The following is a 24,770-nucleotide window of genomic DNA, read 5'->3' on the forward strand; positions in this document are numbered from 1 at the left end:
GGGGAAACGGAAGCCATGATCGACCATAAGCTCTCCAAACGCGATTTCCTGAAACTGTCGGCCACCGCCGGCACGCTGCTGGCGGCGCCCGCCTGGGCGCAATCGGCGCCGACACCGCCCGCTGCTCCGCGCGGCCAGGTGATCGCCGGCATCTCGCAGGAACCCACGGTATTCAATCCGCTGATGCCGGGCAGCGAAGTCGACCAGGGCGTCTGGTGGCAGCTGTTCAGCACCTTGTGGTTCATCGACGCGCAGGGCAACACCGTGGCGGACCTGGCGCGCGAGGTGCCTTCGGTCGAAAACGGCGGGCTGTCGGCCGACGGCCTGGTCTGGAAAGTGAAGCTCAAGACCGGCGCCACCTGGCACGACGGCAAGCCGTTCACCGCGCGCGACGTGAAGTACACGCTGGAGCTGATCAACAACCCCGCGTTCCGGGCCCGCAACCGCGTCGGCCATTCCCTGGTGCGCGACATCACCGTGGTGGCGGACGACGAGATCCACTGGCGCATGGAAAGCAGCTTCACGCCCTACATGTCGGTGCTGTCCCAGACCTTCATGGTGCCCGAGCACATCCTGAGCGCAGCCGCCGATCCGAATACCGCGCCCTACAACCAGGCGCCCGTGGGCACCGGCCCCTTCCGCTGGGGCGCGCGCCGCGCCGGCGACCACATCCAGCTGGAACGCAATCCGGCCTACCACGGCCAGGGCCCCTATCTGCTGCGCATCATCTTCAAGTACATCCCCGACCAGACGATGCTGTATACGCAGTTCCGCAGCGGGCAGATCGACTACCTGGGGCTGTCCGGCATCCAGCCCAGCTTCGAGCAAGAGGCGGCCAGGCTGCGCGGCGCGCGCATCATGCCGGTACCCACCCCGTTCATCGAACACGTCGCGCTGAACCTGGGCTTCGCGCCGTTCGCGGACAAGGCCGTGCGCGAGGCCCTGTACCTGGGCATGAACAAGGAAGCGCGCATCAAGGCCATCTATCAGGGCCGGCCGCTGCCGACGGAATCCTATGTGCCCAAAGGGCATTGGGCCTACAACGACGCGCTGCCCGCCCACCGCTACGACCCGCAGGCCGCGCGCGCCCTGCTGGACGCGGCCGGCTGGGTGCCGGGCAGCGACGGCATCCGGGTCAAGAACGGCCAGCGTCTGGCATTCTCCAATTCCACGACGGCGGGCGCGCAAGCGCGGGAACAATCCCAGCAGCTGCTGATGCAGGACTGGCGGCAGATCGGCGTGGAGATGACCATCGAGAACATGCCGGCGGCCGTCATCTGGGGCAACTTCTGGCAGAAGTCGCAATACCAGTCGGTCATGGTGGCGTCCAACTTCCTTCAAGGCAGCGACCCGGACGTGACCGCGCGCTTCTCCAGCGCATCGATTCCCGCCAAGGGCGGCAGCGGCCTGAACACCTACCAGTACCAGAACCCGGAAATGGACCAGCTGCTGCAGCAAGGCACCCGGGAATTCAACCTGGACGAACGCAAACGCATCTACCACCGGATCCAGGAGATCGTCCGGAGCGACCTGGTGCTGTTGCCCGTTTCCCAGACCGTCATCATCGAAGCCGTCAAGGACAAGCTCGTCGGCTACGAGAACAATATCAACAGCTCATCCAACTGCTGGAACATGCGCAGCTGGTATTGGGCAAGCTGACGGGCCGGAGCCTCTAGATGACCCAGTACCTGCTCAAGCGCGGCGGCCAGTCCCTGGTGCTGCTGCTGTTGGTATCGCTGATCGGATTCGGCATTCTCTACCTGTCGCCGGGCGGCCCGTTGTCGCAGCTGGCCCAATCGTCGAACATGGCGCAAGAGGATATCGACCGCCTGACGCGCAGCATGGGGCTGGACCGCCCCTTCCTCATCCAGTACGGCGACTGGCTGCTGCGCATGGTGCGCGGCGACTGGGGCGCATCCTACCGCGACGGCATCGGCGTGCTGGCCACCATCGGCTCGCATATCGGGGCGACTTTGTCGCTGATGGCGGTATCCACCGTCATTGCCGCGCTGCTGGGCGGCATGATCGGCATCTGGGGCGCGGTGCGCCGGCATTCGCTGATGGACGCGCTGTCGTCGGTGGGCGCGATGATCGCGCTGTCCATCCCGACTTTCTGGTTCGGCCTGATGGCGATCTACCTGTTCTCCATCAAGCTGGGCTGGCTGCCGGCCGGCAACCAGCAGACGTTCGGCGACGGCTCGTTCCTGGATCTGGCGCACCACATGATCGCGCCGGTCATGGTGCTGGCGCTGGTCGAGACCGCGGTGTGGGCGCGCTTCATGCGTTCTTCCATGATCGAGACCCTGGAGCAGGACTACATCCGCACGGCGCGCGCAAAAGGCGCGGGCGGCCGGGCGATCATCCTGTCGCACGCGCTGCGCAATGCGCTGCTGCCCATGATCACGCTCGTCGGCCTGCAGTTCCCGACCTTGCTGGGCGGCGCGCTGATCACCGAAACGGTCTTCAGCTGGCCCGGCATGGGCCGCCTTTTCTTCGATTCGCTGGAATACCGCGACTACCCCGTGGTCATGGGCATTCTGATGCTGTCCGCCATCATGGTGATGCTGGGCTCGCTGTTGGCCGATGTGCTGTACGCCATCGCCGACCCTCGTATTCGGATGGACTGAGCATGATGAAAGCCCCTGGAATCCCCGACTCCGCCGCGGCGGGCACGCCGTACTGTCCGCCCGGCGCGCTGCATGCCGGCTGGCTTGCCCTGACCCGCCACAAGCTGGCCGCGGCGGGCGCGGCCACCATTGTCCTGATGGTGCTGCTGTGCTTCGCGGGGCCGCTCGTCCTGCGGCTGGACGCCAGCTACATCGACGTGCTGAACCGCTTTGCGCCCCCGCTGTCCGCCGGACACCTGCTGGGCACGGACGAGCTTGGCCGCGACGTGCTGGCCCGCCTGATGGCCGGCGGCAGGATCTCGCTGACAATCGGCTTCGCGGCGATGCTGATTTCGGTGGTGTTCGGCACCGTCGTGGGCATGATCGCCGGCTACCGGCGTGGCTTCGTGGGCGCCCTGCTGATGCGCTTCGTCGACGCCATGCTGGCGTTCCCGACGATTTTCCTGATCCTGGCCCTGGCCATGCTGGTCAAGCCCGGCATCGTCTCGACGACCATCCTGATCTCGGCCACCTGCTGGATGGAAGTCGCCCGCCTGGTCGAAGGCCAGTACCGGTCGCTGCGCAACACGGAGTATGCCGCGGCGGCCCGCAGCGCCGGCGCCTCGGGCCTGCGCATCATGGTCGTCGAACTGCTGCCCAATGCCATGGGCCCGATCATCATCGTCGCCACGCTGAACGTGGCGCGCGCCATCCTGCTGGAATCCTATGTCAGCTATCTGGGCTATGGCATCCAGCCGCCGGTGGCCAGCCTGGGCAACATGCTGAACAACGCGCAGATCTACCTGACCTCCGCGCCCTGGCTGGCGATCGTGCCCGGCATCGCGATCGCGTTGACGGTGACCAGCGTGAATTTCATCGGCGAAGGGCTGCGCAATATACTCGAGCCGCGCAGCCGGTGAATCGTCCCGCCGGCACGCTAGCCGGTCCCCCTTGATCCGAGCCGAGCCTAACCCCCAACGCCCTGGAGAACGGGATGCACCGACGCCTGCCCTCGCTGAACGCGCTACGCTGCTTTGAAGTCGTGGCGGCCCATACCAGCGTCAAGAAGGCCGCCCAGATCCTGAACGTCAGCGAAAGCGCGGTCAGCCGCCAGGTCCGCATCCTGGAAGAGCAGTTGGGGCAGACGCTGTTCCTGCGTACCCACAGCGGCCTGGAGATCACCGAGGCCGGGCGCAAGCTGGCCACGACGGTCAAGGAAGCGTTCGACCATATCGCCAACGCCATCGACCCCACGCACACCGACCAGGACATCGTCACGCTGCGGGTGATCCCCACCTTCGCGCTGCGCTGGCTTTTCCCCCGGCTGCGGCGCTTCCACGAGCAGTACCCGATGATCAAGGTCGTGGTCCGCACGCGGCTCAACGACATGACGGCCGACGAGACCGACTCGGACCTGGGCATCCGCTACGCGCTGGGCAACTTTTCGCACGAAGACGCGACCGAACTCTACGCCGAGTGGATCGTGCCGGTGTGCGCGCCGGGCCATATCGACGCCGCCGACCCCGAGCGCGGCCTGCGCGAGTCCACCTTGCTGCACCCCTTGCCCGACCACCAGGACTGGATCACGTGGTCCGAGAAGACCGGCATCGAACTGTTCACGCGGGGCGGCCTGGATTTCGATGCGCTGGACATGGCGTTGAGCGCGGCCGAGGCGGGCCTGGGCGTGGCCATCGCCGACGTCGTGCTGGCCGACCAGGCCATCCAGGACGGCCGGGTCGTCGTGCCGCTGCGCCGCGCGGTGCCCACCGGCGTGTCGTACTACCTGGTGCGCCGGCCGGCGCTGCGGCATCGCCGTCAGGTCAAGCTGGTGGAAGACTGGATCGTCAGCGAGCTGGTGGAATCCAAAGCCATCATCGCGTCCTACGCCTAGGCCGCCAGCCTCGCCGGCGGCGCCTGGCGGCAGGCCGGCCATTGCAAAGAAATGCGTTTCCGCGACAACATTCGCAAGATTCGAGTTTTCTGCGCCGACGCGTTAAATATTGCGGGCCATACGACGTAAAGCCGTATATCCCTCAGTCTTTCCGCGGGACCGCCCACGCGCGCGATCACATGCATGCGACGGGCACGCCAGCCCGCCACATCCAATGATCATCGACCACTCCGACGTCATGTACCGGCACCTTGTGCAGGGTGTCGTCGACTATGCCATCTACATGCTTCATCCGGATGGCACTGTCGCCAACTGGAACGCCGGCGCAGAGCGCGCCAAGGGCTATACGCAGGAAGAAATCGTGGGCCGGCACTTCTCGTGCTTCTACAGCCCCGACGATCAGGATGCGGGGCTGCCGCAGCGCGGCCTGGCCAACGCCCTCGAACACGGCCGCTTCGAAGCGGAAGGCTGGCGCGTGCGCAAGGACGGCACGCTGTTCTGGGCGCACGTGGTGATCGACGCGATCCATGACGACCACGGCGCGCTGATTGGCTACGCGAAAGTGACCCGCGACAATACCGAACGGCGGGAACGCGACCAGCAGGTGCTGCGGGCCAAGGAACTGGCCGAGCACTACAACACCGAACTGACCTCGCTATCGAGCTTCCTGGACGCGGTGGTGTCGCACATCCCGTCCTGCGTGCTGGTGCAGGACGCCGTGTCGCGCACCATCCTCCTGGCCAACCGCCAGGCAGAGGCGACCTTCGGCGCCGACCGCGCCGACATGATCGGCAAGACCGCCCAGAAATGCCTGCCCGCCGCCGTCTGCGAATTCTTCGACCGGTTGACCAACGAGGCGCTGCGCTCGGACGGCACGCTGCGCGAAGCGGAAGAGGAACTGGCCACCGCGCGCGGCATGCGCACCTTGCGGACCAAGACCCTGGTTTTCCACAGCAGCGATCCCCGCTCGCGGTACGTGCTGCTGATTTCCGACGACGTCACGGACGAGAACGCGGCCCACGCGCAGGTGCGCTACATGGCGCACCACGACACGCTGACCGGCAGCCCCAACCGGCGGCTGTTCCGCGAACAGCTGCTGAAGGCGCTGAACAGCCGCGGCGACGGCCGCACCGCCGCGGTGCTGTGCCTGGACCTGGACAACTTCAAGAGCGTGAACGACACGCTGGGCCACACGTTCGGCGACGAACTGCTGCGGTTGCTGGCCAAGCGCCTGCCCAAGAGCCTGCGCGAGCAGGACACGCTGGCCCGCCTGGGCGGCGACGAATTCGCGATCGTGCTGCCCAACATCGGCCAGCAGGACGATGTGCGCAGGATGGCGGAACGCCTGATCGAAGCCGTGCGCCAGCCGTTCGAGATCGACGGCCACACGGTTCCCGTCAGCGTCAGCATCGGCATCGCGCTGGCTGACGCCCCGGACTGCTCGGCCGACCACCTGCTGCGCTACGCCGACATGGCCTTATACGAGGCCAAGCGCCGCGGCCGCAACTGCCTGGCCTTCTTCAAGCCGGAAATGGAGGCGGCGGCGCTCAAGCGCCACGACATGGAGATGGACCTGCGCCAGGCCATCATGGGTCAGCAGCTGCAACTGCATTACCAGCCCATCATGGACGTCAGCCATGTGCGCGTGACGGGCCGCGAGGCCCTGATGCGCTGGCAGCACCCGGCCAAGGGCCTGATCATGCCCAACGACTTCATCCCCATCGCGGAAGAGACCGGGCTGATTCATGAGCTGGGCGCATTCACCCTGCACGAAGCGTGCGAGGAAGCCATGCGTTGGGACGATCACGAGACCGTGGCTGTGAACCTGTCGGCCACCCAGTTCACCAACAGCGCGCTGGTGTCCCTGGTGGAATCCGCCCTGGCCAAGTCGGGCCTGCCGGCACGCCGGCTGGAACTGGAGATCACGGAATCCGTGCTGCTGGCCAACTCCGCCACCAACCTGAATACGCTGAACCAGCTAAAGGCACTGGGCGTGAAGGTGGCGCTGGACGATTTCGGCACCGGCTATTCGTCGCTGGGTTACCTGCGCACGTTCGAATTCGACAAGATCAAGATCGACAAGTCGTTCACGCAAGACGTCGAATCCAGCAAAGAGGCGCTGGCGATCATCCGCGCCATCAACGGCATCGGGCGCAGCCTGGACATCCCCACCACCGCCGAAGGCGTGGAGACGGCGGCGCAACTGGACCGCCTGACGGAAGAGGGCTGCTCGCACTTCCAGGGCTACCTGCTGGGGCGGCCGGTGGCGCACGAGACGCCCGCCGATGAACCCGGATCGCCGCCCCCCGCCTAGCCGTCGCCAAAGAGGGGCCGACCCCGCATTCCCGGCCCCGGCCGCGCTCCGCCAGACCTATACTTTCCAGACCATCGGGTGCGCTGCGACGCGCCATCGAACCCGATGCCCTCCGCGCCGCGCGTCGGATGTCCCTTCACGCCAGCCGCCTGTGGCGCGCTGTGCCGGGAGAACGCCATGACCCGTAAATTCATCGACTGCCGCGAATATCCGAGCGAAATGAACTGCTCGGTGGCGCTGGCGGCGGATTCCGACGACGAACTGCTGGAAGCCGCCGTGCAGCATGCCACCACGGTGCACAAGCACACGGATTCCCCTGAATTGCGCACGCAGCTCAAAGGCCTGTTCCATGACGGCACGCCGCCGGCGGAAGCGCCGTCCCGGGTTTGACGCCGCGGGGTTGACAGCGATTCCGCTACCAGGCCAGCGTCTGCGCGAATTGCGCCGCGCCCGCACCGGCGCCGCCCGCCGGCAAGGGCGCGCGCAGGATGGCCCGGCGGTTGCCGCGGTCCACGACCCAGAACGCCATCTGGGCGGGCGGCGCGGCGGCCGGGCCATCCAGATTGACCGTGCGGCCGTCGTCGGGTTTCGCCTCGACCTGGAACAGCCACTTGCGGCCGCGCAGCTCGCCGCCCATGCCGGCCTGCGCGCGCGGTGAAAACGCCGACGTGTCCACGCCCAGGACGCGCAGCCCAAGCTTGCCTTCGATGAACGACCGCATCGACGCTTCCAATGTCTCGTCCGGCACCGCCGCGCTCTGGTCCACCGCCAGGCCCAGTTGTTCGCCGGTCTTCAGGTTGCGGTAATAGAAGCGATTCAGGTCGATCGGTTCCAGCCGGAATTCGCCCAGCCGCAGCGGCAGCGCCATGCCGGTGTCCGCATTGCGCAGCACGCGGCTTTCCTGCGGCATCGACCAGTCCGAACCGGTGTTGCCGACCCATTCGACGAAGCGCCGGCTCAGCGCCGCCGCGTCCTGCTCCCGGCCCTGCCGGTAAGCGACGTCCGCGGCCGTATCAAGCGCGGTCTGATACAGCGATTCATCGTGATACGCCTTGCCAGCATGCGCCCAGGCGGCAAGCGCCACGTCCAGGTCGCGGCGCGCCGCCGCCAAGTCGCCACGCCCATAGGCGGCGCGGCCCATCACGGTGTTGAACCGGGCGATCTCCAGCGGGAACGCCGCGTCCGGCATGGCCGCCTGCGCCAGCGCGGCCGCCTGGTTCCAGTCGCGCGCCATCGACCAGTACGATTCGATCTCGCGGCTTTGCTCGGCCATGGTCTTGTCGCGGAACAAGCGCACGTCGCGGTCCCAGGACATGGCGCCGAACAACTCGTGCAACTGCGCGACGGCCTCGCCTTGATTGTCCTTCGCAAACGAGGCCCGCACATCCACTTGCCAATCGCCGCGCATGGCGGTCCACGCCGCTTCGATGCCCACGCCGCGCGGGTACTCGATCTGCCCCGCGCGCCTGGTCTGCGCCGCCTCGTTGAAAGGCAGTTCCGGCAGCGCGGATTGCACGCCGGCCGCGGGCACCTGATCGCCGTCCGGCTCGTCCATCCGCTTGGCCAGGGACTGCTGGCGCGCGGCCGCGTCCTTGGCGCGCAGGTCTTCGCGATACGCGATCCACACGCGGGCCGTCAGGGCGCGGCCATCGTCCAGCGTCTGCACGTAGTCCAGCTGCGCGCGGTCCGTGCGCTGGTCTGCCGCTTTGAAACTCACAAGGACCCAGCGGCCCGCCGTCAGCGGCAGGCTCATGCCGGCCAGCGCATAGTCCAGCCGGTGCGCGGCAGCGTCGCGCGTCCATTGCCCGGGGTAGACGTTGCCTTGCGCATAGACCCTTTCCTGCAAGCGCGCCACGTCGGCGGCCTCACCCGCCGCCGCGCCCTCGCGGATCGCCATTACCAGCACCTGCGAGACGGCGTCCTGGCTGGCGTCGCGCTTGTCGAAGATCGCGATCTGCGCTTCGGCGGCACGGCGCGCGTCGGCATAGCGCCGCTGCCGGTGCAGCAGGCCGACCACCGTGGCGATGGCATCGAATTCCTCGTAGCGGTTTTCATCCGCCCTTGCCGCCTCCAGCGCCTTGGCCGCGGCGTCATCCGCGGCGGGCCAGTCCTTTTCCGCCATCAGGCGATGCGTCTCCTGCATCTGGCGAAGAAAGGGCGAGAGGGCTTCCTGGTCGGCTTGAACCGTGGCGGGCGAGGTGGCGGCTGGACTGGCTGCTGCGCCCAGCGCGGGCCGCAAGGCGGCCATCGCGGACAACAGCGAAGCGGCCAGCAAGGCGCGGTTCATTGGCTTCATGGCGCCAGTATACGGGTCCGGATCACGGGCCCCGGGTCACTCCAGCGGGATGTCTTCCGGCCGCACCGCCCGCCCCAGCAACCATCCCTGGCCGACCGTCGCGGGGTGGCGGGCCGACAGGTACTGCGCCTGCGCTTCGGTCTCGATGCCTTCGACGATCAGCCCCACGCCGAGCTCGCGCGAGATGTCGATGACGTGGTCGATGATGAGCGTGCCTGCCGGTTCCTCGCCGATCGCTTGCGTGAACCGGCGGTCCAGCTTGATCGCATCGGCCTGCATTTCAGCCAGGTAATTCAGATTGGAATTGCCGGTGCCGAAGTCGTCGATCAATATCCGGAACCCCTGCCGCTGCAAGGTCTGGATGATGCCCCGCACATGGCCGTCCGACAAGGGCGAACCTTCGGTGATCTCCAGCGCCACGCACGGCGGCGCGATGCCTTGCTCGTTTACCGTGCGCAGCAGGAAATCGGGGTAGGCGTCGTCCTGCAGGTCTTCAGCCGACACGTTGATGCTGACGTAGAACCCGGTGGCGTCCCGCAACCGGCCGGCCAGGTCGCGCAGCGCCTGCTGCGTCACCACGCGGGACAATTCGCGGCCCAGCCCCATCTCTTCGGCCAGCGGCACGAACAACGCCGGCGGCACCGCCGACCCGTCGCGCGAACGCCAGCGCGCCAACGCCTCGACGCCGACCAGGCGGCGCGTCGCAAGCTCGCGCAGCGGCTGATAGCGGACCTGCACGCCGCCGCGGCGGATGGCTTTGCGCAGCGCCGCGCGCACGCTCTTGGACTGCTGGCGCCACAACACGCACAGGCCCGCCAGCAAGCCGCCCGCGAGCGCGCCCGTACCCGCCAGGATCAGCGCCGGCAGCGTGAACCAGGCATGCGAACTGACGCGCGACACGGCGCAAGTGTCCGGGCCGGAAAGCGGCGCGCACTCCGCGGTCAGGCGTTCGGCCCGCAAGCTGCCCTCGGACGGGCTGTCGCCGAGGTAAAGCGCCAGGCCGTCCGCGCGGCCGAAGCGGCGGAAGACGTGCGCGCCGTCGCGGGTCACCAGCAGGGAATCGATCGTGGAATCGGGCTCCGGCAACCCGTCGAAGGCGCCCGGCGCGGTGAATACGACCACGTCGTTGCGCGCCGCCATGTCACCGATGATCCGGCGGTCGATGATATTGGCGGCCCCCACCCACAACGAGACGCCCTTCTGCGTCGTGAACGCGGCGGGCGGCAAGGGGTGGGGCGCCGCCAGCACGCCCCAGGCGGCCGAACACACCAGCATGCCGTCGCGCAGCCGGCCGATGTCGCGCAGGAAGGTGGCGTTGAACAGCAGCACCCGCAAGGTGGCGATGTCGGAATCCGAACACAGGTCGGTGCTGTGCGTCGCCGCCTGGACCAGGCGCTGGCCTTCCTGGGCCACGCGCACGGCTTGCGCCAGCAGGCGCGTATTGTGCCGGGCAAGCCGGTCGTCGACCTGGGCGACTTCGATCAGGCGTCCTGCCGCCAGTCCCGCCAGGAAACCCAGCGTCGACATCGACAGGACTACAACCGCAATTCGGAAACGTGACATCGGGTGACGGGTATGCTGACCGCGCCTATGAAGAGGGAGAACTGCGCGTAAGGCAATGTAACCGCAACCCGGTCGTCTCCCCTAAAGAAAAAACGCCCATCCTCGGGAACGGGCGTCTTTTTTGGTGAAACCCGCGGGAGCCTATCCCTGCGCCAGGGCGGGTTGGCCGCAACGGGCCGTGCGCACCACGTTGAACAGGTTCTTGGGGTCCTGCAATTGGGGCGCCACTTCAATCCGGGTGCCGATGGCGTGCCGGGCCGCGCTGTCGCGCAGCCAACGCAAGGCCGAAAAATCTTCCAGCGCGAATCCGACCGAATCGAAAATAGTCACGTCGGTAGCGCTTTGGCGGCCGCCGCGCTGGCCGGTCAGGACGCGCCACAATTCCGTCACGGCGAAATCGGCGGGCATCTGCTGCAGATCGCCTTCGATCCGCGTCTGCGGTTCGTATTCGACGAACACCGGCCCCATGCGCAGCACGTCGGCATGCAGTTCCGTCTTGCCCGGGCAGTCGCCGCCCAGCGCATTGATGTGCATGCCCGGCTCGACCATGTCGGCGGTCAGGATGGTGGCGTAGGCCTTGTCGGCCGTGACGGTGGTGACGATGTCCACGCCCTTGACGGCCTGGGCCGTGCCGTCGAAACGCATGATGCGCAATGACGGTGCGACGGAGGCCAGGTTGCTTTCCAGCTTGCGGGTGGCCTCGGGGTCCACGTCATAGACGTGCAGCGTGTCGATGCCCAGCACGTAATGGAAGGCCAACGCTTGGAATTCGGCTTGGGCGCCGTTGCCGATCAGGGCCATCGTGCGGGAGTCCGGACGGGCCAGCGCGCGGGCGGCCAGGGCGGACGTCACGGCGGTGCGCAAGGCGGTGGTCAGGGTCAGCTCGCTGATCAGCAGCGGTTCGCCCGTGCTGACTTGCGCCAGGGCGCCGAAGGCCATCACGGTGGACAGGCCGGCCAGCGGGTTGTCGGGGTGGCCGTTCACGAACTTGAAGCTGTAGAGCTCGTTGTCGGCGGTGGGCATCAGTTCGATGACGCCGTTGGCGGAATGGCTGGCTACGCGTGCGCATTTATCGAATTCCTGCCATCGCAGAAAGTCCGCCAGCACATAGTCCAGCAGGTCGGTGAAGACCTTGCGCGGGCCCTGCAGGGCCACGATGTTGGCTACGTCCGAAGTCGTCAGCAGTGTCGTCAAGATTTTCTCCCCGAGTTATGGAACAGAAATTCTGGCGGACGGCCAAACCAATTCATAGTGACAACATTCAACACGAAACGCTAATATTCTGGCATTAAGATAGCCACAATTAGCACTTTTAACAATGGATACGCTAGATCAAAGCTTGCTAGGCCTGTTGCGCGCCAACGCCCGCCTGTCCGTCGCCACGTTGGCGAAGAAGCTGGATGTCTCGCGCGGCACTATCGACAACCGCATCCGCAAGCTGGAAGAGCAGGGCATCATCGTCGGCTATACCGTGCGGCTGCGCCCCGAGGTCGAAACCGAAGACATCGTGGCCTGGATGAGCATCGCCGTCGAAGGCCACGAGACTCGCAAGATCGTGAACCTGCTGATGGGCGAACCCAGCGTGGCCGGCCTGCACGACACCAACGGCCGCTGGGACCTGCTGGCCGAATTGCGCGTGCCCACCATCGAGCAATTGTCCGAAGTGTTGGACCGCCTGCGCACGCTCAAGGGCATTTCGGCGACTGAAACCAGCATTCACCTGAAGACGTTCAAGGCGTTCTAAGCCGCCTTCCCGTGCGGACTGAAAAGGGTAAACCCTATATATCAGTTTGCATGCCGTCCATCAGCTGACGTTATGCCCGGCCCCCGGACGCGGGGCAGCCCTTCCCGTAAATCGTCAATCCAATCAGCGCCTTAGCGGCCGCCGCCGCGCGCGACGCCCCGAGTCGCGCCGGCGCCGCGCCCGCTATCGGATTTCGATGCGCGCATGCATGCTTGCACGCTGAAATTTCCAGGAGATTGACACCATGAGCCACGCCACCCCCGCCCGCAAAATGGGCTTGGCGGTTGCCCAGATGGGCGCCGTGAACCTTGCCGACACCCGCGCCGCCGTGGTCCGCCGGCTGGTCGAGATGATGCGCGAGGCGGCCGCCCGCCAGGCGGAGTTCGTCGTCTTCCCGGAACTGGCGCTGACGACGTTCTTCCCGCGCTATTGGATGGAAGACGCCGAGGCCGTGGACCGCTTCTTCGAAAAGACGATGCCCAACGCGGACGTGCAGCCGCTGTTCGACACGGCGCGCGACCTGGGCATCGGCTTCTACCTGGGCTATGCCGAACTGACGCCGGAAGGCCGCCAGTTCAACACCGCCATCCTGGTGGACCGCAGCGGCAAGATCATCGGCAAGTACCGCAAGATCCACCTGCCCGGCCATTCGGACCACAAGGTCGACGCGCCGTTCCAACACCTGGAGAAGAAGTTCTTCGAAGTGGGCGACCTGGGCTTCGGCGTCTGGGAAACCAACGACGTCAAGATCGGCATGTGCCTGTGCAACGACCGCCGCTGGCCCGAGACGTACCGCGTGATGTCGCTGCAAAGCGCCGAGCTGATCGTGCTGGGCTACAACACGCCGTCGCTGAACATCCACTGGAACGAGCCCGCGCACCTGCGCACCACCACCCACGAGATCGTGCTGCAGGCCAGCGCCTACCAGAACGCCGTGTGGGTCGGCGCCGCCGCCAAATGCGGCCATGAAGACGGCCACCACATGATCGGCAGTTCGATGATCGTGGCGCCTTCGGGCGAGATCGTGGCGCGCGCAAGCGGCGAAGAAGACGAAGTCATCACGGCGAAGATCGACCTGGGGATGGGCCAGCAGTTCCGCGACCACGTCTTCAATTTCGCCAAGCACCGCAGCCCGCAACACTACACGCTGATCACCGAGCGCACGGGTGCCGGCGAGCCGCTGCCGGTGGCGCCCATCGACTAATCGCGGTGCTAGACTGCCTGCGGCCCTTCGATTGATTGAACCCTTCAGGCAGTGACCCCATGCGCTTCATCGACACGGAACAGACCCGGGACGCCCTGTCCTTCGACGCCGTCATCCCCGCCCTGCGCGAGGCCTTCCGCAACGGCGCGACGGTGCCCGGGCGGCATGTCCACGCCATCCAGTCCGGCACGGCCCACGGCACGTCGCTGATCATGCCGGCCTGGAGCGACCGCGGCTATTTCGGCGTGAAGATCATCAACATCTTCCCCGAAAACACGCACCAGGGCCTGCCGGGCCTGCACGCCACGTACAACCTGTACAGCGCCACGACCGGCGTGCCCATCGCGCAGGTGGACGGCGACATCGTCACCGTCTACCGCACGGCCGGCGCCGCCGCGCTGGGCGCGGACTACCTGGCCCGCCAGGACGCCAGGACGCTCCTGATCGTGGGTTCCGGCCGCATCGCCGGCCTGGTGGCGCAGGCCATGCGGACCGTGCGCCCGATCCAGCAGGTGCGGGTGTGGAACGTGCGGACGGCGGGTGCCGAAGCGCTGGCGCAAGGCTTGCGCGACCAAGGCTTCGACGCCCAGGCCACGACCGATCTGGAAGCGGCCGCGCGCCAGGCGGACATCATCAGCTGCGCCACCTTGTCGACCGTGCCGCTGATCCAGGGCGCGTGGCTGCGCCCCGGCACGCACCTGGACCTGATCGGCAGTTTCAAACCTGAAATGCGCGAGACCGACGCGGCCTGCTTCGACGGCACGACCGTCTATGTGGACACGGACGAGGCGCCCACCAAGTCCGGCGACCTGCTGTCCGCTTTCGAAGCCGGCGTGCTGACGCGCGAGGCCATTCAGGGCGACCTGCACCAATTGACCACGGGCGCGCGCCCGGGCCGGCGCAACGCGCAGGAGATCACCGTGTTCAAGGCGGTGGGCAGCGCGCTGGAAGACCTGACGCTGGCCACGCTGGTCTACGAAGCGGTGAACGGCTGACCCGCCGATACCCGCCGCCGCGCTACGGTTGACGGTCGGAATCGGCGCCGCGGTCCAGGTCCAGATTGCGCATGCGGTGCCCCTCCCAAGTTGCGTCAGCCGCCGGCCAATTCCACCGGCAGATGTTCGCGCATGGTCTCGATGAAGCGGCGCAGCCGCGCCGGTTGGAAGCGCGACGGCGCATACACCAGCGACACTGGCAGCGGATCCGCCCGCCATTGCGGCGCCAGATGCACCAGCCGGCCCGCCGCCAGGTCTTCCTGCATGGCCCAGGCCGACCCCAGCGCCACGCCCAGGCCCAGCACCGCCGCCTTGCGCAGCGCGTGCAGGCCATCGGTGGACAGGCGCGGCTGGATGCCGAAACGCTCGGATGCCCCCGTCCCGCCATGCGTCAGGCTGACTTCCGTGCGGTAGAACGTGCGTAGCGCCAGCCAGGGCAGGCGCGCCAGCTCGGCGGGCTGCTGCGGCACCGGCGCGCCTTGCAGCAAGGCGGGCGACGCGACGACGATGCGTGGAACGTCGCCCAGCTTCACGGCGATCACCGACGGGTCGGTTACCGCCCCCACGCGGATCGCGCAATCGACGTTCTCGGCGATCAGGTCGGGCATACGGTCGTGCAGCAGCCATTCCACGCGCATGGTCGGATACCGCTGCAAATACTTCGCCAGCGGCTCCACGAACTGGTCCTGCCCGAACGCATGCGGCGCCACCACGCGCAACGTGCCGATGGGCTCGTCGCCCGCGCCGCGCACCTCGCTTTCGAACGATTGCCAGGTGGCGATCAGGTCCTTGGCGCGCTCATAGCAGCGCTGGCCGTCTTCCGTCAGCCGGATCGCGTGCGTGGACCGCTGCAGCAGCCGCACGCCCATCGTGCGTTCCAGCAACTGCAAGCGCCGGCTGACGGTGGGCTGCGTGCCGCCCATCTGCGCGGCGGCGGCCGACAGGCTGCCCGCCTCGACGATGCGCACGAATGTTTCGATCAGCAAGAGGCGGTCGGTGCCGGCCGCGGCGGTCAGGGCAGGGGTGCTCATACGCCTATCGTATAACGGATGTACCTTGGGATCGGCTACCAAAACCCCGGCGCGGCGCCCAGAATCCATCCCGTACCTGACCCTTCGGATAGCCAACATGACCTCCCGGATTTCCCCCGCTGCCCTATCGCACCGCCTTGTCCTGCTTCTTGCCGTCGGCGCAGGCCTGGCGGTTGCGTCCCTGTATTACAGCCAACCCATGCTGGGCGTATTGGGCGCGGACATCGACGCCAGCACCGCAGCGCTGGGGTGGATTCCCACGCTGACGCAACTGGGCTATGCCTTCGGCATCCTGCTGCTGGCGCCGCTGGGCGACCGCCACGACCGCAAGCGCATCATCCTGGTCAAGGCCGCCGTGCTGAGCCTGGCGCTGCTGGCGGCTGCTGTATCGCCGTCCATCGGCATGCTGCTGGCGGCCAGCTTCGCGGTGGGCCTGTCGGCCACGTTGGCCCAAGACATCGTGCCGGCCGCCGCCCATCTGGCGCCCGCCGAATCACGGGGCAAGATCGTCGGCACCGTCATGACCGGCCTGCTGCTGGGCATCCTGCTGTCGCGGGTGGTCAGCGGCTTCGTGGCCGAGCAGTTCGGCTGGCGGGCGATGTTCGTGGCCGCGGCCGTGACCATCGTGGCGCTGGGCGGGGCGCTCTGGCGCGGCCTGCCGCGTTTCGTCCCCACGACGAAACTGGCTTACCGCGACCTGCTGGGCTCGCTCGCGACGCTGTGGCGCCAGCATCCGGGGCTGCGCCGCGCCGCGATGGCGCAGGGCTTGCTGTCCCTGGGATTCAGCGCGTTCTGGTCGACCTTGGCCGTGATGCTCCACGGCGCGCCCTTCCATCTGGGCGCGGGCGCCGCCGGCGCATTCGGCCTGGCAGGCGCGGCAGGCGCGCTGGCCGCGCCGCTGGCCGGACGGATGGCCGACAAGCGAGGCCCGCAGGCCGTCGCCGGCCTGGGCGCGGGGTTGACCCTGGTGTCGTTTGCCGCGATGCTTTTCCTGCCGCTACTGCCGCCGCATGCCGCGCTGTGGCTGATCGCAGGCAGCACCATCGGCTTCGACCTGGGCATCCAGGCCTCGCTGATCGCGCATCAAAGCATCGTCTACGGCATCGACCCCGCCGCCCGCAGCCGGCTCAACGCCATCCTGATGACGGGCGTGTTCGTCGGCATGGCGGCCGGCGGCGCGCTGGGCAGCCTGGCGCTGGCCCACTGGGGCTGGACGGGCGTCACGCTGGTGGCCGCTGGCGCGGCGGCCGCGGCGCTGGCCTTGCGGTTGCGGCAGGCCGCGCCACGCCGCGACACGCCTACTCCGGCGTGTTGATCTGGTCGGCCGTGATGATCTCGGCCACCAGCACCTGGCCCGGTCCGTCCAGGAAATATTCTTCCTGGGCCGGCTCGCGCACCTTCATGTAGGCGTTTTCGCCGATCTGCATCGTGTGGCCGGCGGCCAGTTCGGCGCCGCTTTCCCGCAGGTAGCCCATGATGTTGTTGAACATGTTGGAGTACGTCTCGCCTTCGTGGTGGCCGGCGGCCAACGCCGCGAAGTCGGGCAAGCCGAACACGTCGCCGCCGTAGGTGCGCATCCACACGCCGTCCACGCCGTCGACCTCGTACTTCACGAAGCCGCAATACAGCATGTTCAGCGGCAGCGTGCGCAGCAGGTCCAGGCTTTCCTCGCCCAGCGATTCGGCGTCGAACACGCCGGCCGGCAGCGAGGCGTGCGCATGTTCGTTCAACACGGCCATCGCCCCGAAGCCCGACAGCGCGCCCGCCACGGCGGCCAGCGCCACGTACTGCTCCAGCGGGTCTTCTTCGAAGCCCGCGTAGTACAGGATGATGTGGCTGGCGTGGGCGCGGATCTCGTCCTTTACCGTGGCCGGGTAGTGCGCCGGCGCCACGCAGGCTTCCAGCGCATCCTTGGGATAGGGCGCATTGAAGCCCACCATCCGCACAACGTGCTTGTCCCAGCCGGCCAGGCCCAGGAATTCCGGCATGTCCGGCGCGATCTCGGTGCGCGCCTGGCCCATGGACGGATGATAGGCGCGCAGCGCCGCCGTCAGCGTGTCTTCCGCGATCGCCAGCGGCGCGTCGAAGAGCACCTGCAGGCTAAGCGGATTCTCGATGGAGGGGTTGGCGGACAACGCGCGGGCGTCGGCGGATTCTTCCTTGCGGCCAAAGAAACGGGAGAAGATGCTCATGATTCGGGGACCTGGAAAATAAACGGGGGCAGTATACGTTTGCCCCGCCGGCCTCCGCAGCCGCTGTCGCCAATGGACACATCTCTCACCGTGCGGCGGGCTCCAGGAAGCCGTCCTTGCCAATCACCTCCACCACGTAGTCGATGAAGGATTTGATGCGCGACGAGATCGCGGTGTTGCGGTAGTACACCGCGTTGATCGGCTGCCTGACGTCCTGCGTCTGCTTGACCAGCAACTGCTGCAACGCGCCTGCGGCGCGGTCGCCGCGCGTCATGAAGTCCGACAGGCAGACGACGCCGCCGTCGTTCAACGCCAACTGCCGCAGGGTTTCGCCGCTGAAGGCGCGCACGCCCGGCTTGACGTGCAACGGCTGGCCGTCGCCGTCCAGCAAGGGCCATTCGTTCAACGATTCCAGCTGGGAAAAGCCCAGCAGCGTGTGCGAGGCCAGGTCCGCCACGCGTTTGGGCGTGCCATTCGCGGCCAGGTAGCCAGGGCTGGCCAGCACCCGCACGCGGCTTGCGCCCAGCGGCACCGCGTGCAGCGACGAATCCTTCAGCCGCCCGATGCGGATGGCGAGATCCGTGCGGCGCTCCAGCAGGTCGATGTTGCCCTCGTTGCTGTTGAGTTCCAGCTCTACCTGCGGATAGCGCTTGCGGTAGCCGGGCACCAGCGGCGCGATCACATGCAGCATGAAGGGCGACGCCGCATCCACCCGCAGCAGCCCGGCGGGCTGGTTGCGGCGCACGTTCATCAGGTCCTCGGTTTCTTCCACCGACGCCACGATCCGCCGCACCCGCTCCAGGTAGGTCTTGCCCTCTTCGGTCAGCTCCAGCCGGCGCGTCGTCCGGCGCATCAGCGTCGTCTGCAGCTTCTCTTCCAGCCGGCTCATCGTGCGGCTGGTGGCGGAAATGGTCTGTCCCAGCACCTCGGCCGCGGCGGTGATCGACCCGCTGTCGACCACGGCGATAAAGACCTGCATTTCGTCGAGTGTGGTTTTCATCATTGACGTTATATCAAAAGTCTTTCGCCGATACGGGGCTTTTTCCGCAAATATCGCCGGGGCAAACTAGCTGCATTCCCGGGCGGCACCGCCTGGACTCTGAACCTACAACATGGAGTTTTACATGAGCATTCCCGCATTTGGTGTCGGCACGTTCCGCCTGCAAGGCCAGGTCGTCATCGATTCGGTGCGCAACGCGCTGGACGTCGGCTACCGCGCCATCGACACCGCGCAGATCTACGAGAACGAAGCCGAAGTCGGCCAGGCCATCGCCGAATCGGGCGTGGCGCGCGAAGACCTGTTCGTCACCACCAAGATCTGGGTGCCCAACTACGCCCAGGACAAGCTCGTGCCCAGCCTGAAAGACAGCCTGGCCAAGCTGCGCACCGACTACGTGGACCTGACCCTGATCCACTGGCCGGCGCCGGGCAACGGCGTGACCGTTGCAGAATTCATGACTGCGCTGGCCGAGGCCAAGGCGCAAGGCCTGACCCGCCAGATCGGCATTTCGAACTTCCCCATCGCCGAAACGCGCGCGGCCATCGCCGCCGTCGGCCGGGACGCGATCGCCACCAACCAGATCGAGCTCAGCCCCTACCTGCAGAACGCTGCGCTGACCGCGTTCCTGAAAGAGCAGGGCATCCCCGTCACGTCGTACATGACGCTGGCCTACGGCAAAGTGCTGAAAGACCCCGTGATCGGCCTGATCGCCGGCCGCCATGACGCCACGCCGGCGCAAGTCGCACTGGCCTGGGCATTGCAGCTGGGCTATGCCGTCATCCCGTCGTCGACCCAGCGCGAGAACCTGGCCAGCAACCTGCTTGCCCGCGACCTGCGGTTGACGGCGGACGACATGGCCGCGATCGCCGCATTGGAACGCAACGGCCGCGAAGTCAGCCCGGAAGGCCTGGCGGCTGCCTGGGACTAAACGCCTAACAGGAAGGAGCACCCGTCATGAAGATCTTCATCACGGGCGCCAGCGGCTTCATCGGCGGCGCGGTCGCCGCGGTGCTTGCCGCATTGCGCGGCAGCGGCAAGCGCGTTATCCACACCAGCGGATCCAGCCTGGTGGCGGACAACGCGCTGCGCCATGGCCTGATCTACGGCAACGGGTTGGTGCCGCGCGCGGTTTCGATGTTCTTTTCCAACGCCTGGATTTGCAGCGTGCTGTCCGCGCCATCGTCCTTGAGGTAGGCGTAGACGGACGGTTGGTACGATTGCCAGCTGTACATGGGCTTGTGCTGCTGCACGCAGGCGTTCAGCAAACCGGCCAGCGCCGCAATCGCCAACCCGCGTCCGGCGCGCGCAACGGTGTTCCGGCGACGCATCGCCTGAGCATTCATCATGTCGAATTCCCCTTAGTTGGCGTTAGGCTGCCAGGCGCCTTGCTCGATGCCATCAACCAGACGGTCCACCGCTTCCCGGATCGCCAGGTCCAGCACCTTGCCATTCAGCGTGGAGTCGTATCCCGCGGTACCGCCAAAGCCGTTCACGCTTCATTGACAATCCCCTGCACACACTGCCTGCTATAAAGCGCTGCCAGCCTCTGCCAGCGCGGGCCCGACAGGAGTGATTCAGACATGAATGAGGGTTTGGCGGACGATCCGCCGCGATTGCGCGCCAGGCTGCTTATCGGCGTCGTGGCCGGCCTGGGCGGCATGCTGCTGCATGCGGTGCAGGACCCGCCGTCCGCATGCCCGCCAAGACGACGCGGGCGCGGGCATGGCCGCCGCCACGCTGCCGGACACGCGCGTCCCCCGACATTTCCTGGTCGAGGACTACGGACGGATCCGCGACCTGATCGAAAAGGTCTACCCGGATTTCCGGGGATACAACGAGCGCATCTTGAAACCAGACGGTTTCCGCCTGCCGTTGCCCCCAGCGACACGTCGATCCCGGTGGTGATCCGGAAGGTAGCATAGCGCCAGCGGGGCGCACGGCCTACCTGAGCTCCAGCGTCGCCCCGATCACGCGCAGCGTCGGCATCAGTTGGCGCCACGCGTCCTTGGCGATGGAGGCGGGGCGCGTCAGCTCGGCTGCGGCCGGGTCGTTCAGCAGGTCGCCCTTGCAGGCGAAGACGATGCTGTTGGTCATGTCGTCGTCCACCACCTCGAACATCGCCGGCCCGAAGGCGGCGCGCACGCGGGCCAGGTAGTCGTGATGCAGGGGATGGTTGACGTGGAAATTGATGACCAGGATGCCGTCATCGCGCAGCGCGCGGTGGCAATCGGCGTAGAACGCCTCGGAACAGAGCGCATCGGGAATGCCTCCCACGCCGAAGCCGTCCAGGAAGATCACGTCGGCATGATCCGACAAGCCGCGCAGATGCGCGGCCGCATCGGCCTGGACCACCGCGAAGCGCGCATCGTCCTGCGGCACCATGAAGGCGTCGCGCAACGCGATGACCGCCGGGTCGATCTCGACCACTTCGATCGCCGTCCGGGGCAGGTGGCGATAGCAGAATTTCGGCAGGGAACCGCCGCCCAGGCCCACCATCAGGATGCGCGCGGGCTCGGGGTTGAACAGCACGAAGCCCATCATCATCCGCGTGTACTCCAGCTCCAGCGCATCGGGATTGAGCACGGACATGCTGCTCTGGATTTCCTTCTGCGTGAAATGCAGCGTGCGGCGGGTTCCGTTGTTCTGGACGAAAGGCCGGTGGATGGCCGCCGGCTCGTCGGGTTGCGGCGAATCGGCGGGGGGTGAAGTATCGGACATTGGGCAGGGCGGGTAGAGAAAACAGGCACAAGATACCACCCGTCGCCCAGGGAGGTCAGGTGGCCACGGTCACCGCCGGCGTACCCGCTGCCACCGTCAGCACCGTTTGCGACGCCACCGCCGGCATCGCCGGCGCCTTCGTGCCGTCCAAAGGCTTGAGCTTGTTGAAGACGCAGCGCAGCTCCGTCGGCGTCAGCGTCACCACCGCGAAGCCCTGCGCGTCGGTATCGATATGGCGCAGCCAGTTCGCGTTGAACTGCCGCAAGGTGTCGTTGAACGTGTTCTTCACCACGCCCGCGGCCTCGGTGTAGATCAGCGGCTTGGCCGGCGCGAAGGTGGGATCCGTATCCACGACGCTCTTGAAGTAGCTGAAGAACGAATTGCTGGAGATGCCGGCGGTCACCAGATCCACCATCACGGGCTTGGGCGTCGCGGCGTCGTAGTCGTCCATCACCGGGCCGGCGAAGAAGGCGTGGATATCGCCGGTCAACGCCACCAGGTTGCGCACGCCCGCGTCGCGCACGAAGGCCATCAAGTCCTTGCGCTCGGCGTTGTACCCGTCCCACTGGTCCGCGTTCAGCAGATACTCGTCCAGCAGCAGCGACGGCGGCAATTGCGCGTCCAGCAACGGCTTGATCTGCGCCGCGAACACGGGCGCGGGAATGGCCGCCTGCGCGTCCAGCAACGCGGACAAGGCGGGATAGGCGGTAACGGGCTTGCCGCTGCTGTGGTCGGCGCCCGTCAGGTCCTGCGCCAGCGCCACCGTCATGAAGGGGACGAGCGGCTGCAGGCCGGGCTGCGCCGCGGCCAGGCCCTGGGCCAGCAGGCCGGACACGGCTTGCGTGCCGTTGAACTGCATGCGCAGCAGCGAGACCTCATTGCCCCACAGGTTCCATGCCGTGGTGCTTGCGCCCAACTGCGCCTTCCACCAATCGCGCTGGGTATTGCCCAGGATGGAGACGGGCGTCAATTGGCCGCCCGCGTTCGTCATCTTCTGCGCCTCGACTTGCGAGAGCAGGCGCTTTGGCACGAAGTAGCGGCTGCCGATTTCACTGCCCACCTGCTGCTCGGGGATGACGTGGTCGGCGCGGTAGAGGCGTTCGTCCGTCATCAACAACGTGGCCAGGCTGCCGAAGCGGAACGCGCGGTATATCTGGATGTTCTGGAACGACGGGTTGGCCAGGTCCAGCGACACGTCGGCCGGCATGAACTCGAACCAGGCCTGGCTGGCGCCGCGCCGACGCGAGGTCCGGGGCGTTCCGTCGTCGGCCGTGTCGTAGGTCTGGCGGTCCTGCCAGCAATCGTCCGAGAATTCGTGGTCGTCCCAGATGGCGATGATCGGAAAGCGCGCGTGCAAGGCTTGCAGGCGCGGATCCGAGCGGTAGCTGCGGTACAGGCTGCGGTAGTCGGCAAGCGTGGTGGCGTAGACCGCCCCGTCGGCGCGCGCGGTGCCATCGGGCAGCGACAGCGGCGCGTGCGCGCTTTCCACGCCGCCCGTCTGGAAGCCCGCGCGGACGGTCTCGTACACGTAGTCGCCCAGGTGCACCACGAAATCCAGGTCTTGCGCAGCCAGTTCGTCGAAGCCGACCCAGTGATTCACGCTCCAGTCCTGACAGGAGATGAAGGCGAACTTCAGCTGCGCGACGGCGGCGTTCTCGGCGGGCGCGGTGCGCGTGCGGCCCACGGGGCTTGTGCTGGCGCCGGCCACGAAGCGGTAGTAGTAATTGCTGGCGGCATCCAGGCCCGTGACCTTGTGGCGCACCGTGTGGTCCCAATCGGGCTCGGCGCTGACCGACGTGTCCACCAGCAATTGCGTGAACGCGTCGTCGCGGGCCAGTTGCACCCGGGCCGGAACCGCGGCGCCATCGACCCCGACCACGCGGGTCCACAGGATGATGCTGTCGGGCTTCGGATCGCCGGACGCGACGCCCTGCGGGAACTGGAAGCGGGCGGGCGTGCCGCCGGGGTCTCCCCCCGGGTTCCCGCCGCTGCTGTCATCGCCATCGTCGTCGCTGCTGTTGCAGCCGGCCAGGCTGGCGGTTGCCGCCGAGACGGTCAGGAAGCTGCCCCACTTGAGGAATTTTCTGCGGTCCATGTCGAGGAATGCCCACGGTAAGGCGGCACCGGCGCGCGGCACCGCGTGGAAAGGGACGGGCAGACGGCGGCGCCCAGGCCGCCGCGTGCCCTCGGCGCCGGTATTAGCGCACCGGGGCGTTGCATGGGCGTGACAGGCCGCCGTGGGCGGTGGCGTTCACCCCCCGCGGCCGGCCTCGCGCGACGCATTCCGCACGACCAGCGCTTCCTCGAAAAACGATGACAGCAAGCGGCTCTGGCGCCGCTCGGCCAGGCAGTAGAGATAGGTTTCGGTACGCACGGGATCGCCTTGGATGCGGATCGGGCGAAAGCGCTGGTCAGGGATGAACTCCGCTTCCGACACCGTGCCCAGCCCCAGGCCGCGCGCCACCGCCTCGCGCAGGGCTTCACGGCTACCGACCTCCATGACCGGCCGCGGCTTGACCCCGGCCTGTTCCAGCACCGCTTCCAGCGCGGCACGCGTGGTCGACCCGGCTTCGCGCAGCAGCAGCGGCGCATCCTGCAACGCCGTCAGCGGCACGCTGTCGAATCGCGCCAAAGGGTGCGACACCGGCGCGAACAGGATGACGGCATGGCTGGCATAGTGCTCGGCGCTAAGGCCGGGTTCGTCGCGCCCGCCCGCGAGCACGGCGATGTCGGTGACGTAGTTCTCCAGATCCGCCAAGACCTCGGCCGAGTTCCCGACACGGATGGACAGGTCCACGCCCGGATACAACCGGTGGTAGGCGTCCACCATTTCAATGACGTGGAACGGACCCACGGCGCCGATGCGCAATTTCCCCGAATTCAGCTTGCCGGCGTCGTGCAGCAGATTGAAGGCATCCAGTTCCAGCGCGCCCAGCTGCTGCGCCACCGGCAATAGCGCCAGCCCGACCTGCGTCAACTGCGCGCCGCGCCCGCGGCGGTGGAACAGTTCGACGTCGTGCTGCTTCTCCAGTGCCTGGATCTGCGTCGTGACGGTCGGCTGCGCCAAGCCAAGCGCCCGCGCGCCGGCACTGAAACTGCCATGGCGCGCAACGGCCAGGAATGCGCGAAGACGGGCGATCGACATATAGCTCTTATCTATGGATGACTGATGAAATTGATGCTAAATCGATAATATGAAGGACATGTGACATCCCT

The 24,770-nt window shown here is 67.0% G+C and carries 22 protein-coding genes and 1 pseudogene; 13 read left to right on the top strand and 10 right to left on the bottom strand.

Annotation, left to right across the window (positions count from 1 at the left end; genetic code table 11):
• Nucleotides 1-15 precede the first annotated feature (15 nt).
• The 6 genes from A9973_RS27445 to A9973_RS27470 all read left to right on the top strand — a co-directional run bounded on the left by A9973_RS27445 (nt 16) and on the right by A9973_RS27470 (nt 7,201).
• The gene (locus tag A9973_RS27445) at nt 16-1,659 is read left to right on the top strand and encodes a peptide ABC transporter substrate-binding protein (RefSeq protein ID WP_183016779.1); all 1,644 of its coding nucleotides are present in this window, start codon (nt 16-18) and stop codon (nt 1,657-1,659) included.
• Between the two features lie 17 nt (nt 1,660-1,676).
• Nucleotides 1,677-2,627 carry an ABC transporter permease gene (locus A9973_RS27450; protein WP_088589915.1) on the top strand — a complete coding sequence of 317 codons (951 nt, stop codon included), beginning with the start codon at nt 1,677-1,679 and terminating at the stop codon, nt 2,625-2,627.
• Between the two features lie 2 nt (nt 2,628-2,629).
• Nucleotides 2,630-3,526, top strand: a complete 897-nt coding sequence (locus A9973_RS27455; RefSeq protein WP_220805685.1) for an ABC transporter permease — start codon at nt 2,630-2,632, stop codon at nt 3,524-3,526.
• A 74-nt stretch (nt 3,527-3,600) separates the two neighbouring features.
• Nucleotides 3,601-4,497 (top strand): LysR substrate-binding domain-containing protein, encoded by an 897-nt coding sequence (locus A9973_RS27460; protein ID WP_183016780.1) that lies wholly within the window; start codon nt 3,601-3,603, stop codon nt 4,495-4,497.
• A 214-nt stretch (nt 4,498-4,711) separates the two neighbouring features.
• Nucleotides 4,712-6,811 (top strand): GGDEF and EAL domain-containing protein, encoded by a 2,100-nt coding sequence (locus A9973_RS27465; RefSeq protein ID WP_183016781.1) that lies wholly within the window; start codon nt 4,712-4,714, stop codon nt 6,809-6,811.
• Between the two features lie 177 nt (nt 6,812-6,988).
• A complete protein-coding gene (locus tag A9973_RS27470; RefSeq protein WP_183016782.1) occupies nt 6,989-7,201 on the top strand; it encodes a DUF1059 domain-containing protein in 213 nt (70 codons plus the stop codon).
• A gap of 25 nt (nt 7,202-7,226) precedes the next feature.
• Here A9973_RS27470 and A9973_RS27475 read toward each other — a convergent pair whose 3' ends face one another.
• The 3 genes from A9973_RS27475 to A9973_RS27485 form a co-directional block, all read right to left on the bottom strand.
• A complete protein-coding gene (locus A9973_RS27475) occupies nt 7,227-9,107 on the bottom strand; it encodes a hypothetical protein (protein WP_183016783.1) in 1,881 nt (626 codons plus the stop codon).
• A gap of 36 nt (nt 9,108-9,143) precedes the next feature.
• A complete protein-coding gene (locus tag A9973_RS27480) occupies nt 9,144-10,634 on the bottom strand; it encodes an EAL domain-containing protein (RefSeq protein ID WP_183016946.1) in 1,491 nt (496 codons plus the stop codon).
• Nucleotides 10,635-10,811: 177 nt separating this feature from the next.
• Nucleotides 10,812-11,864, bottom strand: a complete 1,053-nt coding sequence (locus A9973_RS27485) for an ornithine cyclodeaminase (RefSeq protein ID WP_183016784.1) — start codon at nt 11,862-11,864, stop codon at nt 10,812-10,814.
• A 124-nt stretch (nt 11,865-11,988) separates the two neighbouring features.
• On the opposite strand from A9973_RS27485, the gene A9973_RS27490 reads away from it, so the two are divergent.
• From A9973_RS27490 to A9973_RS27500, 3 genes are all read left to right on the top strand, one after another.
• Complete coding sequence (locus A9973_RS27490; protein ID WP_183016785.1) at nt 11,989-12,414, top strand: Lrp/AsnC family transcriptional regulator; 426 nt, start codon at nt 11,989-11,991, stop codon at nt 12,412-12,414.
• Nucleotides 12,415-12,685: 271 nt separating this feature from the next.
• A complete protein-coding gene (locus A9973_RS27495; protein ID WP_183016947.1) occupies nt 12,686-13,618 on the top strand; it encodes an N-carbamoyl-D-amino-acid hydrolase in 933 nt (310 codons plus the stop codon).
• Nucleotides 13,619-13,677: 59 nt separating this feature from the next.
• Nucleotides 13,678-14,613, top strand: coding sequence for an ornithine cyclodeaminase family protein (locus A9973_RS27500; RefSeq protein WP_183016786.1), 936 nt, complete (start codon nt 13,678-13,680; stop codon nt 14,611-14,613).
• A gap of 95 nt (nt 14,614-14,708) precedes the next feature.
• On the opposite strand, the gene A9973_RS27505 is transcribed toward A9973_RS27500, so the two are convergent.
• Entirely contained in the window at nt 14,709-15,644 is a 936-nt protein-coding gene (locus A9973_RS27505) for a LysR family transcriptional regulator (protein WP_183016787.1), read from the bottom strand.
• 97 nt (nt 15,645-15,741) lie between these two features.
• Between A9973_RS27505 and A9973_RS27510 the strand changes: the two genes are divergently transcribed.
• Nucleotides 15,742-16,959, top strand: coding sequence for an MFS transporter (locus tag A9973_RS27510; RefSeq protein ID WP_183016788.1), 1,218 nt, complete (start codon nt 15,742-15,744; stop codon nt 16,957-16,959).
• Here A9973_RS27510 and A9973_RS27515 read toward each other — a convergent pair.
• Nucleotides 16,943-17,836 carry a DUF4261 domain-containing protein gene (locus A9973_RS27515; RefSeq protein ID WP_183016789.1) on the bottom strand — a complete coding sequence of 298 codons (894 nt, stop codon included), beginning with the start codon at nt 17,834-17,836 and terminating at the stop codon, nt 16,943-16,945. The two genes, A9973_RS27510 and A9973_RS27515, sit on opposite strands and share 17 nt — an antisense overlap.
• An 85-nt stretch (nt 17,837-17,921) precedes the next feature.
• On the bottom strand, nt 17,922-18,836 hold the full coding sequence (locus A9973_RS27520) for a LysR substrate-binding domain-containing protein (RefSeq protein WP_183016948.1): 915 nt from the start codon (nt 18,834-18,836) through the stop codon (nt 17,922-17,924).
• Between the two features lie 124 nt (nt 18,837-18,960).
• Here A9973_RS27520 and dkgB point away from each other — a divergent pair, with 124 nt between their 5' ends.
• A complete protein-coding gene (dkgB, locus tag A9973_RS27525; protein ID WP_183016790.1) occupies nt 18,961-19,764 on the top strand; it encodes a 2,5-didehydrogluconate reductase DkgB in 804 nt (267 codons plus the stop codon).
• A gap of 26 nt (nt 19,765-19,790) precedes the next feature.
• A complete protein-coding gene (locus tag A9973_RS30985; protein WP_220805697.1) occupies nt 19,791-20,030 on the top strand; it encodes a hypothetical protein in 240 nt (79 codons plus the stop codon).
• A 164-nt stretch (nt 20,031-20,194) separates the two neighbouring features.
• Here the strand turns inward: A9973_RS30985 and A9973_RS31295 are convergent.
• Nucleotides 20,195-20,329 (bottom strand): annotated as a pseudogene (locus A9973_RS31295) (hypothetical protein); the annotation flags it as partial.
• Between the two features lie 175 nt (nt 20,330-20,504).
• On the opposite strand from A9973_RS31295, the gene A9973_RS27540 reads away from it, so the two are divergent.
• A complete protein-coding gene (locus A9973_RS27540; protein WP_183016957.1) occupies nt 20,505-20,741 on the top strand; it encodes a hypothetical protein in 237 nt (78 codons plus the stop codon).
• 36 nt (nt 20,742-20,777) lie between these two features.
• Here the strand turns inward: A9973_RS27540 and A9973_RS27545 are convergent, their stop codons facing one another.
• The 3 genes from A9973_RS27545 to A9973_RS27555 form a co-directional block, all read right to left on the bottom strand.
• On the bottom strand, nt 20,778-21,554 hold the full coding sequence (locus tag A9973_RS27545) for a fused MFS/spermidine synthase (protein ID WP_183016791.1): 777 nt from the start codon (nt 21,552-21,554) through the stop codon (nt 20,778-20,780).
• Nucleotides 21,555-21,609: 55 nt separating this feature from the next.
• Nucleotides 21,610-23,649, bottom strand: coding sequence for an alkaline phosphatase (locus A9973_RS27550; protein ID WP_183016792.1), 2,040 nt, complete (start codon nt 23,647-23,649; stop codon nt 21,610-21,612).
• Between the two features lie 156 nt (nt 23,650-23,805).
• Nucleotides 23,806-24,699 (bottom strand): LysR substrate-binding domain-containing protein, encoded by an 894-nt coding sequence (locus A9973_RS27555; protein ID WP_183016793.1) that lies wholly within the window; start codon nt 24,697-24,699, stop codon nt 23,806-23,808.
• Nucleotides 24,700-24,770 lie beyond the last annotated feature (71 nt).

Source organism: Achromobacter sp. UMC46 (assembly GCF_014170335.1).
In the GTDB taxonomy this organism is placed as follows: domain Bacteria; phylum Pseudomonadota; class Gammaproteobacteria; order Burkholderiales; family Burkholderiaceae_B; genus Achromobacter.